The sequence below is a fragment of the Acinetobacter sp. YH01021 genome, from assembly GCF_013420255.1.
Classification (GTDB): domain Bacteria; phylum Pseudomonadota; class Gammaproteobacteria; order Pseudomonadales; family Moraxellaceae; genus Acinetobacter.
The window spans coordinates 312,939-330,602 of the sequence record NZ_VOYO01000001.1 but is presented as its reverse complement, the minus strand read 5'-3'; the positions used below and the strand labels follow the sequence as shown (position 1 = coordinate 330,602).

Here is a 17,664-nt window from a genome sequence, read left to right as displayed (position 1 = left end):
ATTCCACAGCAAGATTATTCCAGACTGGCAGTCCTATTTTGCATAAACTGCCATAAACGTTTTTTTAGAATCGGCTGATCCAGCATTTCTTGTAAAGATGCCAACTGGATCATTTTCGTATTTGATATATGCGCTACAGGCCCGAGGAAAATAATATTTTTCTCTGCACTCATTCCATCCAGAAAACCCTGAATATAGGATTCTACACCACGTCCATCCTGAACATTGGCCCAGGGAAATGGCCAGTTCAGCTCATGAAACTCACCTGGGACTGCACGCTGGATATTGCCCCATAAATTCTGGGTGTCTTCGGTCATTGCAGTTGCATCAATCACGATACTGCAATGTGCCAGACTTAAAGCCTGCAAACTGAATGGCGGGATTTGTACGATTTCACGCTCTTCCTGAACAGTTGCAATGTGAGTCGGTGCCGCAGGTGGTGTATCAACCTTAAGCGTAACAATTGGCTCTGGCTCAGGAATCGGTAGATCAGCCAACGCCTCTACGGAAGCAGGCTGTGGTAAGACGATATCGGTGTGAAATTCAGGTGCAGCCTGATCACGCCAGATCGAAACCTGGTGCGGCTGACATGCGCTGTCCCTAGGAATCCAGAGATCGATTCCTAATGTTGCCAGTATGTCACGCTGATGCCCAATCATCTTTTCATCATCACCAATTTCAGGCTGAACATTTTAGCCGGATTGCCTGTGCTTTGCCGAACTTTTTCAGCTTTTCTTTTTTATCCTGATGGATTCTAGTACAAAGTTTAGCTGTCTGCTAAAAACCGTGCTTTTAATACACCATCAAACCATTTCTGCTGTTATAACAGATTCCGGCTAAAGCTGCGCGTTGTCATTTATTTTCTACAGAATGGTTAAACTGTTCTTCTTTAACATTTGCTGAACGACCTGTTCTGCCTCAAAACCCAAGCGCCAATACAACAGCTCCATCACGTCCAACTCATCCTGTGTCACGATACGATCACTCCACAAACAGGCTTCTGCAATACCTAAAATACTGAGACGATCACGTAATAACAGCCCCGCAATATCATTCAGAATTTCTGCAAGATCAATCGGCTCATCAGAAATTTCATTGTATAAGTCCAGTTCCTGAGCGGTCAGAATCCGGTTTAAAATCCGCTCCCGCACCTCAAGCTGGTTGCCGCTATTAATCTGCTGTACATGCAGCAAGGCGTCAATCAAACGCACAATCTGTGGCTTGACTTCTTCGAGTGCTGTAGGAGTATGTGCAGGAAGCAGATTTAACTCATATTTCACACATTCCAGTAATAACGCATCCAGCAGGCCAATTTCGCCATCTTCCTGAATAATCCGTGCCAGCTTCATCAAAAACTGCCGTGCGACAGTTGTCGGCATGCCGCCGATATTCTTGCAGGCTTGCTGGAAAATCGAAATATGCACACGCCCATCGAGATTGAGCAATGAATCTACAATTGCACGACTAACTTCAGCCTCAGTCGGAATAAATTCACGATATTGACGAATCATTAAAATGGCGACCATCACTTCACGAGAGCCGGTTGCCGTTTGTAATGCACGCTCAATCAGTTCCGGACGTGGCATCTTGAGCCGAAGTTCCGGATTCAGCGGCTTGATCGCATCTTTAATCGCAAAACTGATCGGAGACAGCCGTAATAATGGCAAAGGCTGTGGCGAACTCCAGCTCATTGCAGTTTCAGGCACCACTTCTTCCAAAGAACGGAACAAACTAAACAAAGGCTGATTTTTGAGTTTTTTCAGATTCTCAAGCTGTAAGTCCTGAATCAAGGCAGGATTTAATTCATAAATCCGCTGATTGATATTGGGATGAATATTCAGCCAGTTTTGCGGGCTCAAAGAATTGGCAAAGCACATATGTGAAATGGATTCAGCATATTCACTATAAATCTGGGATCCGGAATGATGCACATGGATTCTGAGTAAAGTCTGGATATTGGCATCATTTTGAATCAGGCGACGAGTTTTCTGATCATTTTTATAGGTTCGACCACCCAACGAAATATATTTAATAAAACGGGAAATCAAAACGCCCAAACTACCAATCAGCCAGATCACCGCACCAACTGCCACATAGAAGGTTTCGAACTTGTTTTCACGCGGACTACCCGCTCGATAAAAACCAGACTTGGCAATCTTACTGCCACACTGACTAAACGTAGTTAAACTGCTATACAGAATTTTCAAACGGGTATTTTCCGCAGCCTCACCAGAGAGGATTTTATTGAATTCATGGCTGAGTAAGCCATACAGCTCGACTTTATCGAGTGTTTGTATCGCACCCCAAGTCAGAATAATCGCGGTATCCCGCGGACTAAATCCCGCCGTCAGTGCATTAACACCAACTTCATCGGGCAGCACATACACCGCCGGAACTTCAATCAGAAAAGTCTCTGCCAGTTGCTGGTTAATGTGCAGTGCAGCACTTTCTTCTGGAATACTGTCCATCGGACTCAACCGACGCGCACCCAACTGCTTCGCCAGTGAATAACCACCATTCCGAAAAATATAAAACTCGTAGATGACCGAGATCATCATGGCACATAACAACAAAGCAATCAGGTAAGGACTCAGCGCATGCCAGAAGATTGACTGGCTAGGATCAGTATAAAAAACAAAGAGACCAACAACGGTATTAATAATAAAAATAGTCAACAGAATTGCAATCAGGCAAAAACTTACAGGCAGTACTATATTTTTGTTTTTTATAAAATCGTATCCTACGTTTCGCAATGCAGAATCCTAAAATGATGATTTTCAATGGGCTCATCATAAAACAAAAAAGCGGGAAATTCCCGCTTTTTCATGATGATTTTAACTACTTAGACTTCGCGTACGCCAGTCAAATCCACTGAAGCTGCATCAATATTGACATCAATATAATTGCTTTCTTTCATGGCACTGTCACTACGTTTTTGCTGAAGATCATCCAGATATTGCGCATCAATACCGCCCGAAACATAGATGCCATCAAAGACTGAACAATCAAAGTCTTTGACATCCGGTACTTTGGTGGTTCTTACCGCATCTTTCAAATCTTCCAGATCCTGGAAAATCAGACGGTCAGCACCAATAATTTCACGGATTTCTTCTACGCTACGTCCCGATGCAATCAGCTCAGATTTCGCCGGCATATCAATACCGTAAACGTTTGGATATTTCACCATCGGTGCTGCAGACGCAAAGAATACTTTTTTCGCGCCAGAATCACGAGCCATCTGGATAATTTCATTACAGGTCGTACCACGGACAATCGAGTCATCCACCAACAGTACGTTTTTACCTTTAAACTCAAGCTCAACCGGGTTGAGTTTCTGACGTACCGATTTTTTACGCAGCTGCTGTCCCGGCATAATAAAGGTACGGCCGATATAGCGGTTTTTCATGAAACCTTCACGGAATTTCACACCCAGCATATTGGCAAGTTCTAGCGCTGAAGTACGTGAAGTATCCGGAATCGGAATCACCACATCAATATCATGCTCTTCACCCCACTCACGCAGAATTTTTTGCGCCAGTTTCTCACCCATTTTTAAACGTGCTTTATACACCGAAATTCCATCAATAATGGCATCTGGACGGGCAAAATAAACGTATTCAAAAATACAAGGACGATATTCGGCATTTACGGCACATTGCTTGGTAAAGAAATTACCTTCTAAATCAATAAATACCGCTTCACCTGGCAGAATATCACGCTCAACTTTAAAGCCCAGCGCAGTAATCGCAACAGATTCAGAAGCAATAATATATTCCATACCCTGTTCAGTTTCACGTGAACCGTAGATCAATGGACGAATACCATTTGGATCACGGAAGCCCACCAGACCCTGACCGGTAATCATCGCCACCACGCCATAAGCACCTTTGCAACGCTCATGCACACGTGTTACCGCATGGAAAATATCTTCCGACGTTGGCACCAGTTTGCCATGTTTTTGCAGTTCATGCGCAAACACGTTTAACAGGACTTCTGAATCAGAATCAGTGTTCATATGACGCAAGTCAGTTTTGAACAGGTCATCATGAATTTCTTCAGCATTGGTCAGGTTACCATTATGTGCCAAGGTAATCCCGTACGGCGAGTTCACATAAAACGGCTGTGCTTCAGCACTGCTCGATGAACCGGCTGTTGGATAACGCACATGACCAATACCGTAATTTCCTTTCAAAGCACGCATATGACGGGTATGGAATACATCACGCACCATACCATTGTCTTTGCGCAGGAATAAACGTCCTTCATCACATGTCACGATCCCAGCTGCATCTTGTCCACGATGTTGTAACATCGTTAATGCATCAAACAACATTTGGTTAACGGGTGATTTACCAGCTATACCAACTACTCCACACATAGCAACCTCGCAGACAAGCTAGGATTAATAAAAAGGATTATTTGTAGACTCATCTGCAACTCCAGACTTGGACGATGTTTCAGATGATGAAGCTGAAGGTTTCGATGCCCCTTCAGGCTTGATATGTTGTAGTGCGCCATTCGCGGCTTCTTTCGACATTTGAGTCGCCCAAGGCGCATAAGGCAATAAGGCTTGAATAAACTTGGACTGTTTCCAGTGCGGCGAGCTTTCTACCCACGGACCAATCCCCTGCATGGTAATCAGAACAATCAGCAAACCTTTCAGGCTACCAAAGACACCACCAGCCAGACGGTTGAGAGGACCCAGTTTAAGACTCTTTAAAATACGGTTCAACAGTGCAGTAACGATCCAGGTCAGAACTACAATCAGCAGGACGATAAAGGCGAAGGCCGCAATCTTTTGTACAACTGGATCTGTACTCAGAGCAACCATAGACGGCGCAAGTAGCGTTGAATATTTTGCCGCAACAATCAGGGCAAAGATCCATCCCACTAAGTTCGCAAAGGCTTTAATAAATCCTTGACGCAAACCGTTGAGCCCTCCAATGAGCAAGATAATCAGTAGAAAGATATCAATGACATTCATAGGATTTAAAGTGCGTCTACACAATCTTTTACAAGTTTAGGTCCAGTATAGATGAGGCCACTATAAACCTGTACAAGGCTGGCGCCTGCCTGTTTCTTGGCAACAGCATCTGCACCTGAAAGAATACCACCCACACCAATCAATGGAATTTGTCCTTTTAATACCGCAGCAAATGCAGCCAGACATGCGGTACTTTTCTCAAATACTGGCGCGCCAGACAAACCGCCCGCTTCCTCTGCATGCTCCAGACCCTCTACCCCTTCACGTGACAGTGTGGTATTGGTCACGATCAGACCATCGATCTTGAATTGCAATAACTGTTTGGCAATAAAGGCAATATCGCTGTTATCCAGATCAGGCGCCACTTTCAGTACCAAAGGTACATAATGCTGGTATTCCTGAGCCAATTCAAGCTGACGCTTCTTCAATGTTTCCAGCAGTTCGGTGAGTGCATCACCACTTTGCAGGCTGCGCAGGTTTTTGGTATTGGGAGAAGAAATATTGACGGTAATATAAGAAGCATAATTATAGACTTTTTCTAAACAGATGAGGTAATCATCTACTGCTTTTTCTACCGGAGTATCAGCGTTTTTACCGATATTAATACCGAGAATGCCTTTAAATTTGGCAGCTTTGACATTTTCAACCAGCTGATCCACGCCATCATTATTAAAGCCCATACGGTTAATAATGGCTTTGGCCTGTGGTAAACGGAATAAACGCGGATGAGGATTGCCGGCTTGCGGTCGCGGGGTAATGGTACCAATTTCAATAAAACCAAAACCTTGACCGGCAAGGGCGTCAATATAGGCACCATTTTTGTCCAAACCTGCCGCAAGACCTACCGGATTGGGAAATTCGATTCCCATACAGGTCACAGGTTTCGCAGCAACGTTTTGACGCATCAAGCCCATTTTATGGGATGATTTCAATAGTGATAATGTCAGCTCATGTGCACGCTCTGGTGCTAAAGAAAACAACAAAGGGCGGGCTAGAGAATACAACATATCCAGAAAAGTCTACTGCTTTTTAAGTCGGCATATTATAGGCATAGGCTGACTTAAAAACCATGCTTTGCAAATCTTTATTTTTACCGTTTATTGTATGGTCGCCGTTAATTTAATCTGTCCCGCCTCATTATTTAGTTCCATTTTCTCGATACTTAGCCCCATTTGTGCCAGCTGAGTCAGGAAATTTGCCAGTACTGCATAATTTTCATGCATGACCGCCAATTGAATTTTTCCTTCCATTTGCTGGGAAGCCACCGACAATCCTTGCTGCTGTGCGACTCGCTGTACTTTCTCCGCTGCATCCAGTTGGGTGTCCCCAGCCGGTTTCATGGTTACTGCATTACTTTGCATCCAAACAATGGTATCTTTCAGCTGATTTAAGCGTTTTTGCTGGGTATCTGCCGCCTGATGCATATACCAGAGTGCAGAACCGACTGCCGCCACAATCACAAAAACAGTGGTAAAAATCACCATTACCCGTTCACGTACCGACAAGCTGTCCAGATAATCACTCAGTTTTTCAAAAGACTGATCCATACGATTTTGTAGCGCTTCAATGCCTTTCATTATTGAATCCTCACCAGTCCGATCGCAGCTGTTCCGCTGGCCTGAATATTCCCCAGCTCCACCTTAAAGCCTTGCTGGCTTAATTGTGTGGTCAGTGCATTTAACGTTTCTGATGAATTGGCTTTAAGCTCCATACTTAACACAGAAGCATCATAATTCACCCGTTGTGCCACAATCTGATTTTGCATCAAGACTGGCCCCACCCGACTAATCAGCTGCAATGCATGCGTATCTGCAATCTGGCTTTGACGCAACTGCCCTTCAAACTGACTTTTGATATTCTGCTCAGTGACCGGATAATTTTGTCCAAACCAGTATTTAAACTGGTCGATGGCTTGCGCGGCGGTCTGATTCGCCACTTTCTTATATTTATACCAGCGCACAGCATCATAACTAAACTGCAATACTAAAATACCCAGAAAAACCGCCGCGCAGGCTTTCCAGTAGCCGGAAATAGCGCCATTGGATTTTGCTTTAGGCAAGACATTAAACGGATGCTGTTTCGGTTTTTTCAGTACAGGAATTCCATACTGGAAAGACTCCAGTTGCTCCTGAGTGACCAGTGCTTCAAGACTACGCAACTGCTCCTGATTCAGATTGCTCACCTTATAGCTGAGATCCTTGGGCTGATAATCCAGATAAAGGCTTAGATCATCCAGCGACTGGCCGATATATTCCGACTCGCGCACCAGCAAACGTCCACCGATTTGCGCAATCACACGCTGATTGGCATCAGGAACCGGCAGCACCAAAAAGTCCGGTAACAAAGCTGCCAGCTTGACTGGGATCAGGCTTAAAGCATGTTGCAAGGTCTCAAGCGTAGAATTCGCAATCCCCATAATGCTGATCTGATCCGGCTGCTGAAAATGATGTAGCACTTTCATAGCATCTACCGGCAGCACCACGTATTCTTCGAGCAAATATTTAATGCCATCATTGCCCATTTTCTTATATTGGCTCTTGGGCAAGGTCTGCTGCAAAATTTGCACATGACGGCTCGGGAAAAATACTACCGCCTCTTCGCCATGATGAGCCTGTATATCCTGAATCAGCTGCTCAAGTGTGTCCGCAGTGTTCCAGAATTCCCCAGTTGACCATTGCCAAACCCCATTGGCTTCTGGCATCCATAAATACAACATCAATTGTGTTCTGCCATTTTAATTAATTTTTTATAGTGTAGGAATAAAACTTTTAATCTGTGTGGATAAGCCCGGGGCAATCACCGCCTGATCATAAATACGTGCTTCTGCCAATGCATAGGGATGAAAAGATTCAGCCAGCAGAATGGAAGACATATGGGCCACCACATTCATATGACACACCACTACAATCGACTCATAAGGCAGTTGCGATAACCATTCCACTGCGACTTTGGCATCATCATCCGGTTTGATCGTATTACAGATCACCACCGGCACATCTTTAAAATACTGCTGCAAATGTGCCAGAGTTTCCTGCGCTCGCAACAACGGACTGACCACAAACACTTCAGGCTTAATCAGATCCTTTAAGAACTGCGCAGTTTGTTCAGCCTGTTGATGACCACGCTCCGTTAAAGGTCGCTTGGTGTCATTACCATTGATCGGTGGCGCGGCCTCGCCATGTCGAACTAAAGTCAGTTGCATTTGATTTCCTTATATTCTTTTGCCTGCATGATAAGCAGCGAATATGACAATTCGCAGACAGTCCCTGTGTTATAGATCAGACTTGATGATGTGGCAAGACAAATTCAACATCACTTCGATGACCGTTTTTCATCAATGACAAGGCAATATTGAGTGGTGGCGCACCTTCAAAAATCACATCATACAAGGCCGAGGTAATCGGCATATATACATCGAGCTCTTCCGAACGTGCCTTGACCTGCACAATGGTATTAATCCCTTCTGCCGTTTGCCCCAATTCAGTCGTTGCCTGCTCCAAGGTTTTACCTTTGCCAAGTGCATAACCCACCTGATAATTACGGCTGAGCGGACTGCTACAGGTTGCGAACAAATCACCCACACCTGAAAGCCCAAGAAAGGTCAGCGGATTGGCACCGAGTTTTACTGCAAAACGGCTCATTTCAGCCAAGGCACGAGTCAGGATCATACTCTTGGTATTTTCACCCACGTTATACGCAGCGGCCATACCCATCGCGACAGCATAAATATTTTTTAATGCGCCCCCAAGTTCTACCCCATGCACATCATCACTGGCGAATACGCGGAACAAGGCACTATGTAAGGCTTGTTGTACGGCATAACGCACCAGCTCGGACTGGCTGGCAATCACGGTTCCTGCTGGCTGTCCTGCCACAATTTCTTTGGCCAGATTCGGTCCTGATAACACACCATAAGGCACTTCAGGCAACACTTCACGAATAATATCGCTCATGAAACTAAAGGTTTTGGCTTCAATACCCTTGGTCAGCGAGATCACGGCTTGCGACGTAATAAAAGGTTTGATTTGCTGCAAGACATCCCGAAAGGAATGACTCGGAATAGCGACTAAAATAATATCGCGATCACGCACAGCCTGTTCCAGATCTGACACCGCTAGCAGATTTTCTTCTAACTTAAAATCTGGCAAATAGCGTTTATTGATATGCGTGACATTAATATCTGCCGCAACTGCTTCATCACGAATCCAGATCATGGTATTGCAACCATTACGCACTGCAGTATTGGCCATTGCAGTACCGAAGCTGCCCCCACCCAATACCGTGACTCTTAAAGCTGTCTTATGATCAACTGCAACCGGTTCTACCAGTTTTGAGAAATTTAATTCTGACATCTTATTTTTTAATATCCTGTTATACCCTGCAAACTAGCTGTTCTGGTTCCAATAACTGACAAAATCACCGGTTTGAATCTCTGCGCGTGCTGGAATTGCTTTTGCTGCAGTGCCAATATAAATAATACCTGAGACCAGATCATCTTTTGAAATTCCCAATGCCTGCTTAAACAGGCCAGACTCGACTACAGCACCGCTACGCCACATGGTCGAGAAACCCTGAACCTGAAGTGACAACAGAAAATTCTGAATGGCTGCGCCTGAACTAAGGATTTGTTCAAAATGCGGAACTTTAGGATGATCCTGCAAACGCGTTAAGGCAAGCACCAATAAAGGCGCACGAAATGGATGATTCTTGACCCGCTCAATCTGCGCTGTTTCAGTTTCACCCAAATCGACGAGCGCCTGCGACAGCAACCCTCCAAAAGCTTCACGCTGATTATCTGGAACCACCACAAATGTGGTCGGCTTGAGCCGATGATGATCGGGTGCAGTTAATGCCGCTTGAAAGGCTCTTTCCAGTTGTTCTGCATTGGGTGCGGGTGCCAGCAGATGACCAATCGATTGCCGTTGGTGAATATTTTGATGAACGATGTCAATCGCAGATTCCGTCATTGCCTTGTATATCTACACTTAAAAAACCATACTCAAGATTAGCATATTCAAAGAAAAATACGCTAGAAACTTCATAGCGATTCAGCACGCTCATCACAATTTGAAGATAAAGTTGCTTGGTTTTTCAATCCTGTGCTGCTCTATTTTTCACCTAACTCACATAGAGCTATACCAAAAATTGCCAAACCTATACAACAGCTACAAAATCTGCGCTGCTTGCTGTGTTGAAATATTCAGCATCGTATTTACTTGAGATTTCATGATGAAAAAAACAATCGCTTTCAGCGGATTAGCTATTTCCGCATTACTGCTTACTGCCTGTGCCTCAAACCCGACTGCATTGGCAGTGCAAAAGGAAAATAACCAGTATGAAGTGACCGGATTAGGTAAAAATCAACTGACTTCGAAAAACAACGCGATTACTGCGGCCAATAAAGCCTGTGGCTCTCGATCAACCCCAATTATTGTAGATGAAAAGACAGCTTATAACGGCGCTTTAAAAGGCGTGGTCGATGAACAAACAGGTCAGATGATTCAGGCAGCAGCTACTGTCCTTGGCAATATCGCAGGTACCAATACTGGTTTAAACCAGAATGACGACTATCAGACGGTGCTTACATTCCGCTGTCAGGCCAAATAAGCCAAACCATAGCGCAATAAAAAACCGCTCTTCAAGAGCGGTTTTTCTATGATCTGGATTAACAATAACCTTCCAGGCGGGTCAAAGGCAATTTTTGCCCAATGGCTTTTTCAATTTCCGGAAGATAGAACGCATCATCTTCGGACAAGAAACTGATACTTACACCTTGCGCACCGGCACGGCCTGTACGACCAATACGATGTACATAATCATCTGACTGTTCTGGCAAGGTAAAGTTCACCACATGGGATACGTTATCTACATGAATACCACGTCCTGCCACATCCGTCGCAATCATAATATTATGCTGACCATTTTTAAATTGATCTAACATTTTCGTGCGTTTATCTTGCGCGATTTCACCAGACAACATCACCACCTTATAACCATCCCGTTTTAAATGATCATAAAGTTTGCGTACCTGATCCCGACGGTTAGCAAAAATCATGACTTTCTCAATCGGCTCATCACGCAGAATTTCTTGCAACAATTTATATTTATCTGATTTTGCCACCATATAAACCCGTTGCTCGACATCAGCATTGGTTTTCTTTTCTGGCTCAATTTCAACCGTAACCGGTTCAAACAGCCATTGCTGCGCAAGATTCAACACATCATAGCTAAATGTTGCAGAGAACATTAAAGTCTGACGCTGCTCTTTACGCGGCGAGAAACGTACAATCCGTTTAACCGATGGAATGAAACCCATATCCAGTAGACGGTCTGCTTCATCAATGACTAAAAATTCAATCTGATCTAGCCAGACTTCTTTTTGTTCTACAAAATCAATCAGACGACCTGGTGTAGCCACCATAATATCGACAGGCGCTTTATTAAGCTGGTTCTTTTGCTTGTCAAAATCCACACCACCCAGCAAGGTCACCACATGCAAACCCGCATATTTCGCCAGGTGCTGTGCATCGCTTTCAATTTGCAATGCCAGTTCACGGGTCGGTGCCAGAATCAGCGCGCGCGGCTCACCACGATAACGTTGTTCCTGAATCGGATTATTTAACAGATCGTTCATGATACTAATTAAAAAGGCCGCAGTTTTACCTGTACCAGTCTGTGCACGGCCAATTGCATCATGTCCTGCCAGCGTGAATTTCAAAACCTTCTGCTGGATAGGCGTCATGGTGGTAAAGCCTAAAGCATCAATCGCTTTTTTTAGATTGGGATGTAAATTTAAGGTTTCAAAACCAGATGACATAAAGCGGTGCTCTAATTGGGTAATCACTAAGATAGGGATAGTATAAACAAAAAACGCCCCAAGTTATATTGGAGCGTTTTCTTTTTAGCTTAATCCGAAGATTAGTCTAATGGTTGAACTTCTTCAGCTTGAAAGCCTTTTTGGCCTTTAACAACACTGAATTCAACACGTTGGCCGTCACGAAGTGAACGGTGACCGTCACCTTGGATAGCACGGAAATGAACGAATACGTCATCGCCGCCATTACGTTGAATAAAGCCGAAGCCTTTAGTATCGTTAAACCACTTAACTACGCCTTGTTCGCGAGCAGCTGTCATAAGTTAATCCTCATTGAAACTAAAAGAAGGACCACCCGGTGTTGCAAACAGCAGAGCAAACAAGTTTGAAAATATTATTTTTAAGCTTGTAATCATTCTGTAAAACTATCAACAAAATCCCGGTTACATCCATTTATGTAATAGGGTGAAAAACAATCACTTTGTTTATTCAAAGTCCCAAATACGCAACGAGCTTAACATGGGTTTATCACAATTAATAGATTTTTTTTAGCATGTTCTGTTTGATTTAGTTATTTTTTTCATGAAAATTGTCAAAAGACTTTATAAAGTCATTTAGATCTTCTTTTTCTGAAACCAGTTTGGTTCTGGCATCATATTTGCTACTATTTATAGCCTTTTCTGCTATCTAAATAAAACCGCAATGTCCGAATATCCAGCGCAATTCAGCCTTATAGACGCTATGGGAAAACCGTGCCCGATGCCGCTATTAATGTTAAAGCGCGCACTAAAGGCCGGAAATCAGAAAACATTCCTGCTGACATCATCTGATCCGCATAGCCAGACAGATGTCAGCCGCTATTGTCAGCTGCATCAGCTCAAGCTTGAATTTAAAAAAATTTCTGATACAGAGTTTCACTACTTAATTGAATCTTAAAAATTTTCAATTAAACTGTTGATCTTCACTTTCGTATACTTTTTTACATTTCTCTACCCAAATATCCATTATTTGCGGAGAGATTGGATTAAGATAAAACCTAGTTTAGGGTTATCCCGCACTTCAAGGAGAACACATGAGTGACAGCCGCAATCAGTTAATGCCCCTGTCATTATCGGCGCCAGGTGTCAACCTCGGTGCTTATATCAGCACTGTCAATCAGATTCCGATTTTAACGGCCGAACAAGAAAAAGAGTTGGCTGAACGCTATTATTATGACCAAGATTTAGATGCAGCGAAAATGCTGGTCATGTCGCATTTGCGTTTTGTAGTACATATTGCGCGTAGTTATGCAGGTTATGGTTTGCCACAAGGCGACCTGATTCAGGAAGGCAACCTGGGCCTGATGAAAGCTGTAAAACGTTTTGACCCGAATATGGGCGTACGTCTGGTGTCATTTGCCGTGCACTGGATCAAGGCGGAAATTCACGAATATGTGATCCGTAACTGGCGTATTGTGAAAATCGCCACCACTAAAGCGCAACGTAAACTGTTCTTTAATCTGCGCAGCCTGAAGAAATCATCGAAAAAGTTGACGCTCGCAGAAGCACAGTCTATTGCCAATGATTTAAATGTCACACCAGAACAAGTACTGGAAATGGAAGGCCGTCTGACGGCGTATGATGCGGCTTTTGATGCATCAAGCGATGACGATGATGAAGGTTCCACCCATGTGGCACCCGCTTTATATCTTGAAGATAACCGTTATGACCCGGCCCGTCTGATTGAAAATGAAGACTATGAGGAGCAAAGCACCTCTGCCCTGCACGAAGCCATGGATCAGCTAGATGATCGTTCACGGAATATTCTGCAACGCCGTTGGTTAGACGACGAGAAATCGACCCTGCACGAGCTTGCAGCCGAATATAATGTTTCTGCGGAACGTATTCGTCAGCTGGAAAAAAATGCCATGGAAAAAATTAAAGTAGCAATGTCATCCAATTAACACCAAATTCTGTTATTGATTTATTTTTAAAAAGTCTTCCTTCAGGAAGGCTTTTTTATGTCCGCATTTTGAATTTATGCTAAGGTTGAGCGCAAACTTTATCAGGAAGATCAATTCAAATGTGGATTGCGATTTCAGCACTTAATTTGGCATTTGCAGTTATGCTCGGTGCTTTTGGTGCACATGGTTTAAAAGCGCGAGCAACTGAAGCACAGCTCGGCTGGTGGCAAACGGCAACAGATTATTTTTTCTATCATGCCTTAGGACTACTGATTCTTTCTCTGCTCGCGAAAGTCATTCCTGCACTACCGATTCAGTGGAGCTTCGGACTGATTCAGGTTGGTATTTTACTGTTTTCTGGCTCACTGTATATCATGGCCTTAGGATTACCCCGCGGTTTAGGGGTGATTACACCTATTGGCGGCGCTTTAATGATTGCCGGATGGTTAATTCTGGCCTGGAATGCTTTAAAATACGCCAGATAAGTCTGAACAACACTTAATCATGGAGGGTTGCTAGAATGATGATTTACATCAATGGCGAACAACACGAAACTCACTGCAAGAATCTGCTGGAACTGATTCAGAGTATGGCGCTTGAGGGTAAGCGTTTTGCAGTTGAAGTCAACGAAATGATTATTCCTAAAAGCAGATTGGGCGATACGCCAATTTGCGATACAGACAAAATAGAAATTATTCACGCGGTCGGTGGCGGCTAATACTCGGGACAATTATGCAAGATTTATTACAGATTGGTTCACGCCAATTCCATTCACGCCTTTTGGTAGGCACGGGCAAATACAAAGATTTAAATGAAACTCAGCAGGCCATTGAAACCAGTGGTGCAGAGATTGTCACTGTCGCTATTCGCCGTGTCAATATTGGCCAAGATCCTGACCAGCCGAACCTGCTGTCAGTCATTCCTCCGGAAAAATATACCATTTTGCCGAATACCGCAGGTTGCTTCGATGCCAATAGTGCCGTCCGCACCTGTATGCTGGCGCGTGAGTTGCTCGATGGCCACAATCTGGTCAAACTTGAAGTTTTGGGTGATGAAAAGACACTTTATCCAAACGTAACCGAAACACTGAAAGCTGCGCGCACCTTGATTGACGATGGCTTTGAGATCATGGTTTATACCTCGGATGATCCGATCGTGGCGCAAGAGCTGGAAAGCATGGGCTGTGTTGCGATTATGCCATTGGGTAGCCTGATTGGTTCTGGTCTGGGCATTCTGAATCCACATACCCTGTCAATCATCAAGGAAAATGCCAAAGTCCCGGTTCTGGTCGATGCCGGTGTCGGTACAGCCAGTGATGCTGCGATTGCGATGGAACTGGGCTGTGACGGCGTACTCATGAATACAGCGATTGCGGCAGCGCAAAATCCGGTCTTGATGGCATCTGCGATGAAAAAAGCCGTTGAAGCAGGCCGAGAAGCTTTTCTTGCAGGCCGTATGCCGCGCAAGCGTATGGCCAATGCCAGCTCACCGGAAACCGGCTATTTCTTTAAATAAATTTTCATGAACAAAAATAAAGGACTCAATTGAGTCCTTTATTTTTTCCAGTAATTAAGGAATCAGACCTTCATCACGCATGGCAATCTGTACAGACTGACGTTCTGCTACCTTATTACGGATATGAATAATATTTTTATATGGACTCAGATCATGCTCAATCTGGTTCGACCAGTTGGTCAAGACAAACAGATAAGCATCCGCAGGGCCAAAGTTATCATCCACCAGATAATCATTGTCCGATTCACCGATAGCTTTATCGATATAACTCAATAGACGATCAATCTCCGCATAGGCTTTTTTCTTTTCATCGTCGGATAACTTGCCACCGAAGAACACCGCATAGGCATCATGTAGTTCAGAGTTCAGATAACCTAACCATTCCAGCACTTTGGCACGTCCCATGCCCGATGGTGGAATCAAATCTTGTTTTGGATCGTGTTGAGCAAGAAACGGTAGAATTGCAACATTTTCTGTCAGGATCAGACCAGGGTTAATTTCTAACGCTGGTACATAGCCTTTAGGATTAACTTCGTAATAATCCGTACCTTTTTCTGTTTTATGTGTTTTTAAATCAACACGTTCCAAATCAAAATCGACATTAATTTCATTTAAAATAATATGTGCTGCCAGTGAGCAGGCACCTGGCGAATAGTAAAGCTTCATTTCTGATCCTTGTTATACACTTCTCAATGTTTTAAATCGCTTCTGACAAACTTTCAAGTGATCAAACCTGTAAATTGCAAAAAAGCGTAACTGTCATTTTGGGGCAGTTACTCATTCAATATTCAGGATATTCCGGGCTTTTGCAAGTCAATCTTGTGTAGATTTTTATCTCTATCTGTTTAACATACACAGGTTTTCAAAATATAGATGATATTTCGTGATTAGCCTGAAAAAAGAAGAATGGTTTTCTAATATCCGCACAGATGTACTGGCAGGTCTGGTGGTGGGACTTGCCCTGATTCCTGAATCAATTGCCTTCTCTGCCATTGCCGGCGTCGATCCGCAAGTCGGTTTATATGCTTCTTTCTGCATTGCAGTATCCATTACCTTTTTTGGCGGACGTCCCGCCATGATCTCTGCTGCTACAGGCGCAATGGCGCTTTTGATGATTACCTTGGTAAAAGAACATGGTCTGCAATATCTGCTGGCTGCCACAATTCTGACCGGTATCATTCAGGTCATTGCGGGGTATTTTAAAGTCGCTAAATTAATGCGTTTTGTATCGCAGGCGGTGGTATACGGATTTTTGAATGCCTTGGCGATCCTGATATTTGTGGCACAAATCCCGGAAATTAACCGGATGGATAGCACCGGTTATCTGTTTATTGCGATTGGTCTGGCAATTATTTATCTGTTTCCGTATATCCCGAAAATTGGCAAAGCCATTCCCTCACCTTTAATCTGTATTATCGTATTAAGCGGGTTGGCGCTGTTGTTAAGTGCAGATATGCGTACCGTGAGCGATCTTGGACAATTCCCGGATACTTTGCCAGTATTCCTGATTCCAGAAATTCCACTCAATCTGGAAACCTTGCAAATTATCCTGCCTTATTCCTTTACCTTGGCGACTGTCGGTTTGCTGGAAAGCATGATGACCACTACAGTCATTGATGAAGTGACCGGAACTGAAGGTGACCGTCATCAGGAATGTCGTGGTCAGGGTATGGCCAATATTGTCAGCGGCTTTATGGGCGGGATGGCCGGTTGTGCCATGATCGGCCAGTCAATTATCAATGTGTCTTCAGGGGCACGTACCCGTTTATCGACTCTGGTCGCTGGCGTGTTTCTGCTGTGTCTCGTGGTTTTTTTGAAAGACTGGCTGGCTTATATCCCAATGGCAGCTCTGGTTGCGATCATGATTATGGTGGCATTTACCACCTTTCAATGGGGAGCAATCAAGCAATTCAGCAAACATCCGCTAGAATTTAATACCGTGATGATTGCCGTGATTATTGTCGTGCTTGCCACTCATAATCTGGCGCTTGGTGTATTTGTCGGCGTATTGCTCTCTGCCCTGTTCTTTATTAATAAACTGGAAAGAACCGTACATGTCTATACGCATTTGAATTCGGCTCATTCACGCAGCTACTTTATTTCTGGACAGATATTCTTTAGCAGTTCAGAGAAGTTCTATCAGTTCTTTGATTTTAAAGAGAAGCTTGAGCATGTCGAACTGGATCTGACCCATGCGCATATTTGGGACGTGACTTCGGTCAATATGCTGAATAACGTGATTCAGAAGTTTAAAGCCCAAGGGATAGATGTAAGGGTGAATGGTTTGAATGAAGCCAGCAGTAGATTGATCGACCGTTTTAGTAGCTGATGAACGATGATTAATAAAAGAGCCTCAATTGGCTCTTTTATTTTATCTGGAAGATCTTGCCGATTTTTATGGAGAAATAC

20 protein-coding genes are annotated in these 17,664 nt (G+C 43.9%); 7 read left to right on the top strand and 13 right to left on the bottom strand.

The annotated features are described in order from the left end of the window. Positions 1 to 14: 14 nt before the first annotated feature. The 10 genes from FTT86_RS01580 to FTT86_RS01535 form a co-directional block, all read right to left on the bottom strand. On the bottom strand, positions 15 to 659 hold the full coding sequence (locus FTT86_RS01580; RefSeq protein WP_071850340.1) for a hypothetical protein: 645 nt from the start codon (positions 657 to 659) through the stop codon (positions 15 to 17). Positions 660 to 863: 204 nt separating this feature from the next. Continuing rightward, a complete protein-coding gene (locus FTT86_RS01575; protein ID WP_004646611.1) occupies positions 864 to 2,753 on the bottom strand; it encodes a M48 family metalloprotease in 1,890 nt (629 codons plus the stop codon). A gap of 89 nt (positions 2,754 to 2,842) precedes the next feature. Further along, entirely contained in the window at positions 2,843 to 4,378 is a 1,536-nt protein-coding gene (purF, locus tag FTT86_RS01570; RefSeq protein ID WP_004646610.1) for an amidophosphoribosyltransferase, read from the bottom strand. Between the two features lie 24 nt (positions 4,379 to 4,402). Next, positions 4,403 to 4,984: a CvpA family protein gene (locus FTT86_RS01565; RefSeq protein WP_004646609.1), complete on the bottom strand. Its 582-nt coding sequence runs from the start codon at positions 4,982 to 4,984 to the stop codon at positions 4,403 to 4,405. 5 nt (positions 4,985 to 4,989) lie between these two features. After that, entirely contained in the window at positions 4,990 to 5,991 is a 1,002-nt protein-coding gene (locus tag FTT86_RS01560) for a quinone-dependent dihydroorotate dehydrogenase (RefSeq protein WP_004646608.1), read from the bottom strand. 90 nt (positions 5,992 to 6,081) lie between these two features. Beyond that, positions 6,082 to 6,561: a type II secretion system protein GspM gene (gspM, locus tag FTT86_RS01555; RefSeq protein ID WP_004280088.1), complete on the bottom strand. Its 480-nt coding sequence runs from the start codon at positions 6,559 to 6,561 to the stop codon at positions 6,082 to 6,084. Beyond that, positions 6,561 to 7,700, bottom strand: a complete 1,140-nt coding sequence (gene gspL, locus FTT86_RS01550; protein ID WP_071850341.1) for a type II secretion system protein GspL — start codon at positions 7,698 to 7,700, stop codon at positions 6,561 to 6,563. The genes gspM and gspL overlap by 1 nt, the downstream gene beginning before the upstream one ends. Positions 7,701 to 7,730: 30 nt before the next feature. Continuing rightward, on the bottom strand, positions 7,731 to 8,186 hold the full coding sequence (locus FTT86_RS01545) for a phosphoglycerate mutase family protein (RefSeq protein ID WP_005107300.1): 456 nt from the start codon (positions 8,184 to 8,186) through the stop codon (positions 7,731 to 7,733). 76 nt (positions 8,187 to 8,262) lie between these two features. After that, positions 8,263 to 9,336 (bottom strand): NAD(P)H-dependent glycerol-3-phosphate dehydrogenase, encoded by a 1,074-nt coding sequence (locus FTT86_RS01540; RefSeq protein WP_071850342.1) that lies wholly within the window; start codon positions 9,334 to 9,336, stop codon positions 8,263 to 8,265. A gap of 33 nt (positions 9,337 to 9,369) precedes the next feature. Beyond that, positions 9,370 to 9,951: a nitroreductase family protein gene (locus FTT86_RS01535; RefSeq protein ID WP_044112675.1), complete on the bottom strand. Its 582-nt coding sequence runs from the start codon at positions 9,949 to 9,951 to the stop codon at positions 9,370 to 9,372. Positions 9,952 to 10,210: 259 nt separating this feature from the next. Between FTT86_RS01535 and FTT86_RS01530 the strand changes: the two genes are divergently transcribed. Continuing rightward, positions 10,211 to 10,591: a hypothetical protein gene (locus tag FTT86_RS01530; RefSeq protein ID WP_004646604.1), complete on the top strand. Its 381-nt coding sequence runs from the start codon at positions 10,211 to 10,213 to the stop codon at positions 10,589 to 10,591. A gap of 58 nt (positions 10,592 to 10,649) precedes the next feature. Here the strand turns inward: FTT86_RS01530 and rhlB are convergent, their stop codons facing one another. Then, positions 10,650 to 11,801 (bottom strand): ATP-dependent RNA helicase RhlB, encoded by a 1,152-nt coding sequence (rhlB, locus tag FTT86_RS01525; protein WP_004646602.1) that lies wholly within the window; start codon positions 11,799 to 11,801, stop codon positions 10,650 to 10,652. A gap of 101 nt (positions 11,802 to 11,902) precedes the next feature. After that, positions 11,903 to 12,118, bottom strand: coding sequence for a cold-shock protein (locus tag FTT86_RS01520; RefSeq protein WP_004280099.1), 216 nt, complete (start codon positions 12,116 to 12,118; stop codon positions 11,903 to 11,905). A gap of 382 nt (positions 12,119 to 12,500) precedes the next feature. On the opposite strand from FTT86_RS01520, the gene FTT86_RS01515 reads away from it, so the two are divergent. The 5 genes from FTT86_RS01515 to FTT86_RS01495 all read left to right on the top strand — a co-directional run bounded on the left by FTT86_RS01515 (position 12,501) and on the right by FTT86_RS01495 (position 15,255). Further along, positions 12,501 to 12,734 carry a sulfurtransferase TusA family protein gene (locus tag FTT86_RS01515; RefSeq protein ID WP_071850343.1) on the top strand — a complete coding sequence of 78 codons (234 nt, stop codon included), beginning with the start codon at positions 12,501 to 12,503 and terminating at the stop codon, positions 12,732 to 12,734. A 136-nt stretch (positions 12,735 to 12,870) separates the two neighbouring features. Beyond that, a complete protein-coding gene (rpoH, locus tag FTT86_RS01510; protein ID WP_004280101.1) occupies positions 12,871 to 13,740 on the top strand; it encodes an RNA polymerase sigma factor RpoH in 870 nt (289 codons plus the stop codon). Between the two features lie 119 nt (positions 13,741 to 13,859). Next, a complete protein-coding gene (locus FTT86_RS01505; protein ID WP_044112682.1) occupies positions 13,860 to 14,225 on the top strand; it encodes a DUF423 domain-containing protein in 366 nt (121 codons plus the stop codon). A gap of 35 nt (positions 14,226 to 14,260) precedes the next feature. Then, positions 14,261 to 14,458, top strand: coding sequence for a sulfur carrier protein ThiS (gene thiS / locus FTT86_RS01500; RefSeq protein WP_071850344.1), 198 nt, complete (start codon positions 14,261 to 14,263; stop codon positions 14,456 to 14,458). A 14-nt stretch (positions 14,459 to 14,472) separates the two neighbouring features. Beyond that, positions 14,473 to 15,255 (top strand): thiazole synthase, encoded by a 783-nt coding sequence (locus tag FTT86_RS01495; protein WP_005107305.1) that lies wholly within the window; start codon positions 14,473 to 14,475, stop codon positions 15,253 to 15,255. Positions 15,256 to 15,309: 54 nt separating this feature from the next. Here the strand turns inward: FTT86_RS01495 and FTT86_RS01490 are convergent, their stop codons facing one another. Beyond that, entirely contained in the window at positions 15,310 to 15,921 is a 612-nt protein-coding gene (locus tag FTT86_RS01490; RefSeq protein ID WP_004729975.1) for a glutathione binding-like protein, read from the bottom strand. Between the two features lie 217 nt (positions 15,922 to 16,138). On the opposite strand from FTT86_RS01490, the gene FTT86_RS01485 reads away from it, so the two are divergent. Then, positions 16,139 to 17,584, top strand: coding sequence for a SulP family inorganic anion transporter (locus FTT86_RS01485; protein WP_071850345.1), 1,446 nt, complete (start codon positions 16,139 to 16,141; stop codon positions 17,582 to 17,584). The last annotated feature ends 80 nt before the right edge of the window (positions 17,585 to 17,664 follow it).

Excerpts from the sequence above, each read along its gene's own strand:
- FTT86_RS01490 (WP_004729975.1), bottom strand. The coding sequence starts at position 15,921 with ATGAAGCTTTACTATTCGCCAGGTGCCTGCTCACTGGCAGCACATATT.
- gspM (WP_004280088.1), bottom strand. The coding sequence starts at position 6,561 with ATGAAAGGCATTGAAGCGCTACAAAATCGTATGGATCAGTCTTTTGAA.
- gspL (WP_071850341.1), bottom strand. The coding sequence starts at position 7,700 with ATGTTGTATTTATGGATGCCAGAAGCCAATGGGGTTTGGCAATGGTCA.
- FTT86_RS01535 (WP_044112675.1), bottom strand. The coding sequence starts at position 9,951 with ATGACGGAATCTGCGATTGACATCGTTCATCAAAATATTCACCAACGG.
- FTT86_RS01520 (WP_004280099.1), bottom strand. The coding sequence starts at position 12,118 with ATGACAGCTGCTCGCGAACAAGGCGTAGTTAAGTGGTTTAACGATACT.
- thiS (WP_071850344.1), top strand. The coding sequence starts at position 14,261 with ATGATGATTTACATCAATGGCGAACAACACGAAACTCACTGCAAGAAT.
- rpoH (WP_004280101.1), top strand. The coding sequence starts at position 12,871 with ATGAGTGACAGCCGCAATCAGTTAATGCCCCTGTCATTATCGGCGCCA.
- FTT86_RS01580 (WP_071850340.1), bottom strand. The coding sequence starts at position 659 with ATGATTGGGCATCAGCGTGACATACTGGCAACATTAGGAATCGATCTC.
- rhlB (WP_004646602.1), bottom strand. The coding sequence starts at position 11,801 with ATGTCATCTGGTTTTGAAACCTTAAATTTACATCCCAATCTAAAAAAA.
- FTT86_RS01565 (WP_004646609.1), bottom strand. The coding sequence starts at position 4,984 with ATGAATGTCATTGATATCTTTCTACTGATTATCTTGCTCATTGGAGGG.
- FTT86_RS01515 (WP_071850343.1), top strand. The coding sequence starts at position 12,501 with ATGTCCGAATATCCAGCGCAATTCAGCCTTATAGACGCTATGGGAAAA.
- FTT86_RS01505 (WP_044112682.1), top strand. The coding sequence starts at position 13,860 with ATGTGGATTGCGATTTCAGCACTTAATTTGGCATTTGCAGTTATGCTC.
- FTT86_RS01530 (WP_004646604.1), top strand. The coding sequence starts at position 10,211 with ATGATGAAAAAAACAATCGCTTTCAGCGGATTAGCTATTTCCGCATTA.
- FTT86_RS01540 (WP_071850342.1), bottom strand. The coding sequence starts at position 9,336 with ATGTCAGAATTAAATTTCTCAAAACTGGTAGAACCGGTTGCAGTTGAT.
- FTT86_RS01560 (WP_004646608.1), bottom strand. The coding sequence starts at position 5,991 with ATGTTGTATTCTCTAGCCCGCCCTTTGTTGTTTTCTTTAGCACCAGAG.
- FTT86_RS01495 (WP_005107305.1), top strand. The coding sequence starts at position 14,473 with ATGCAAGATTTATTACAGATTGGTTCACGCCAATTCCATTCACGCCTT.
- purF (WP_004646610.1), bottom strand. The coding sequence starts at position 4,378 with ATGTGTGGAGTAGTTGGTATAGCTGGTAAATCACCCGTTAACCAAATG.
- FTT86_RS01545 (WP_005107300.1), bottom strand. The coding sequence starts at position 8,186 with ATGCAACTGACTTTAGTTCGACATGGCGAGGCCGCGCCACCGATCAAT.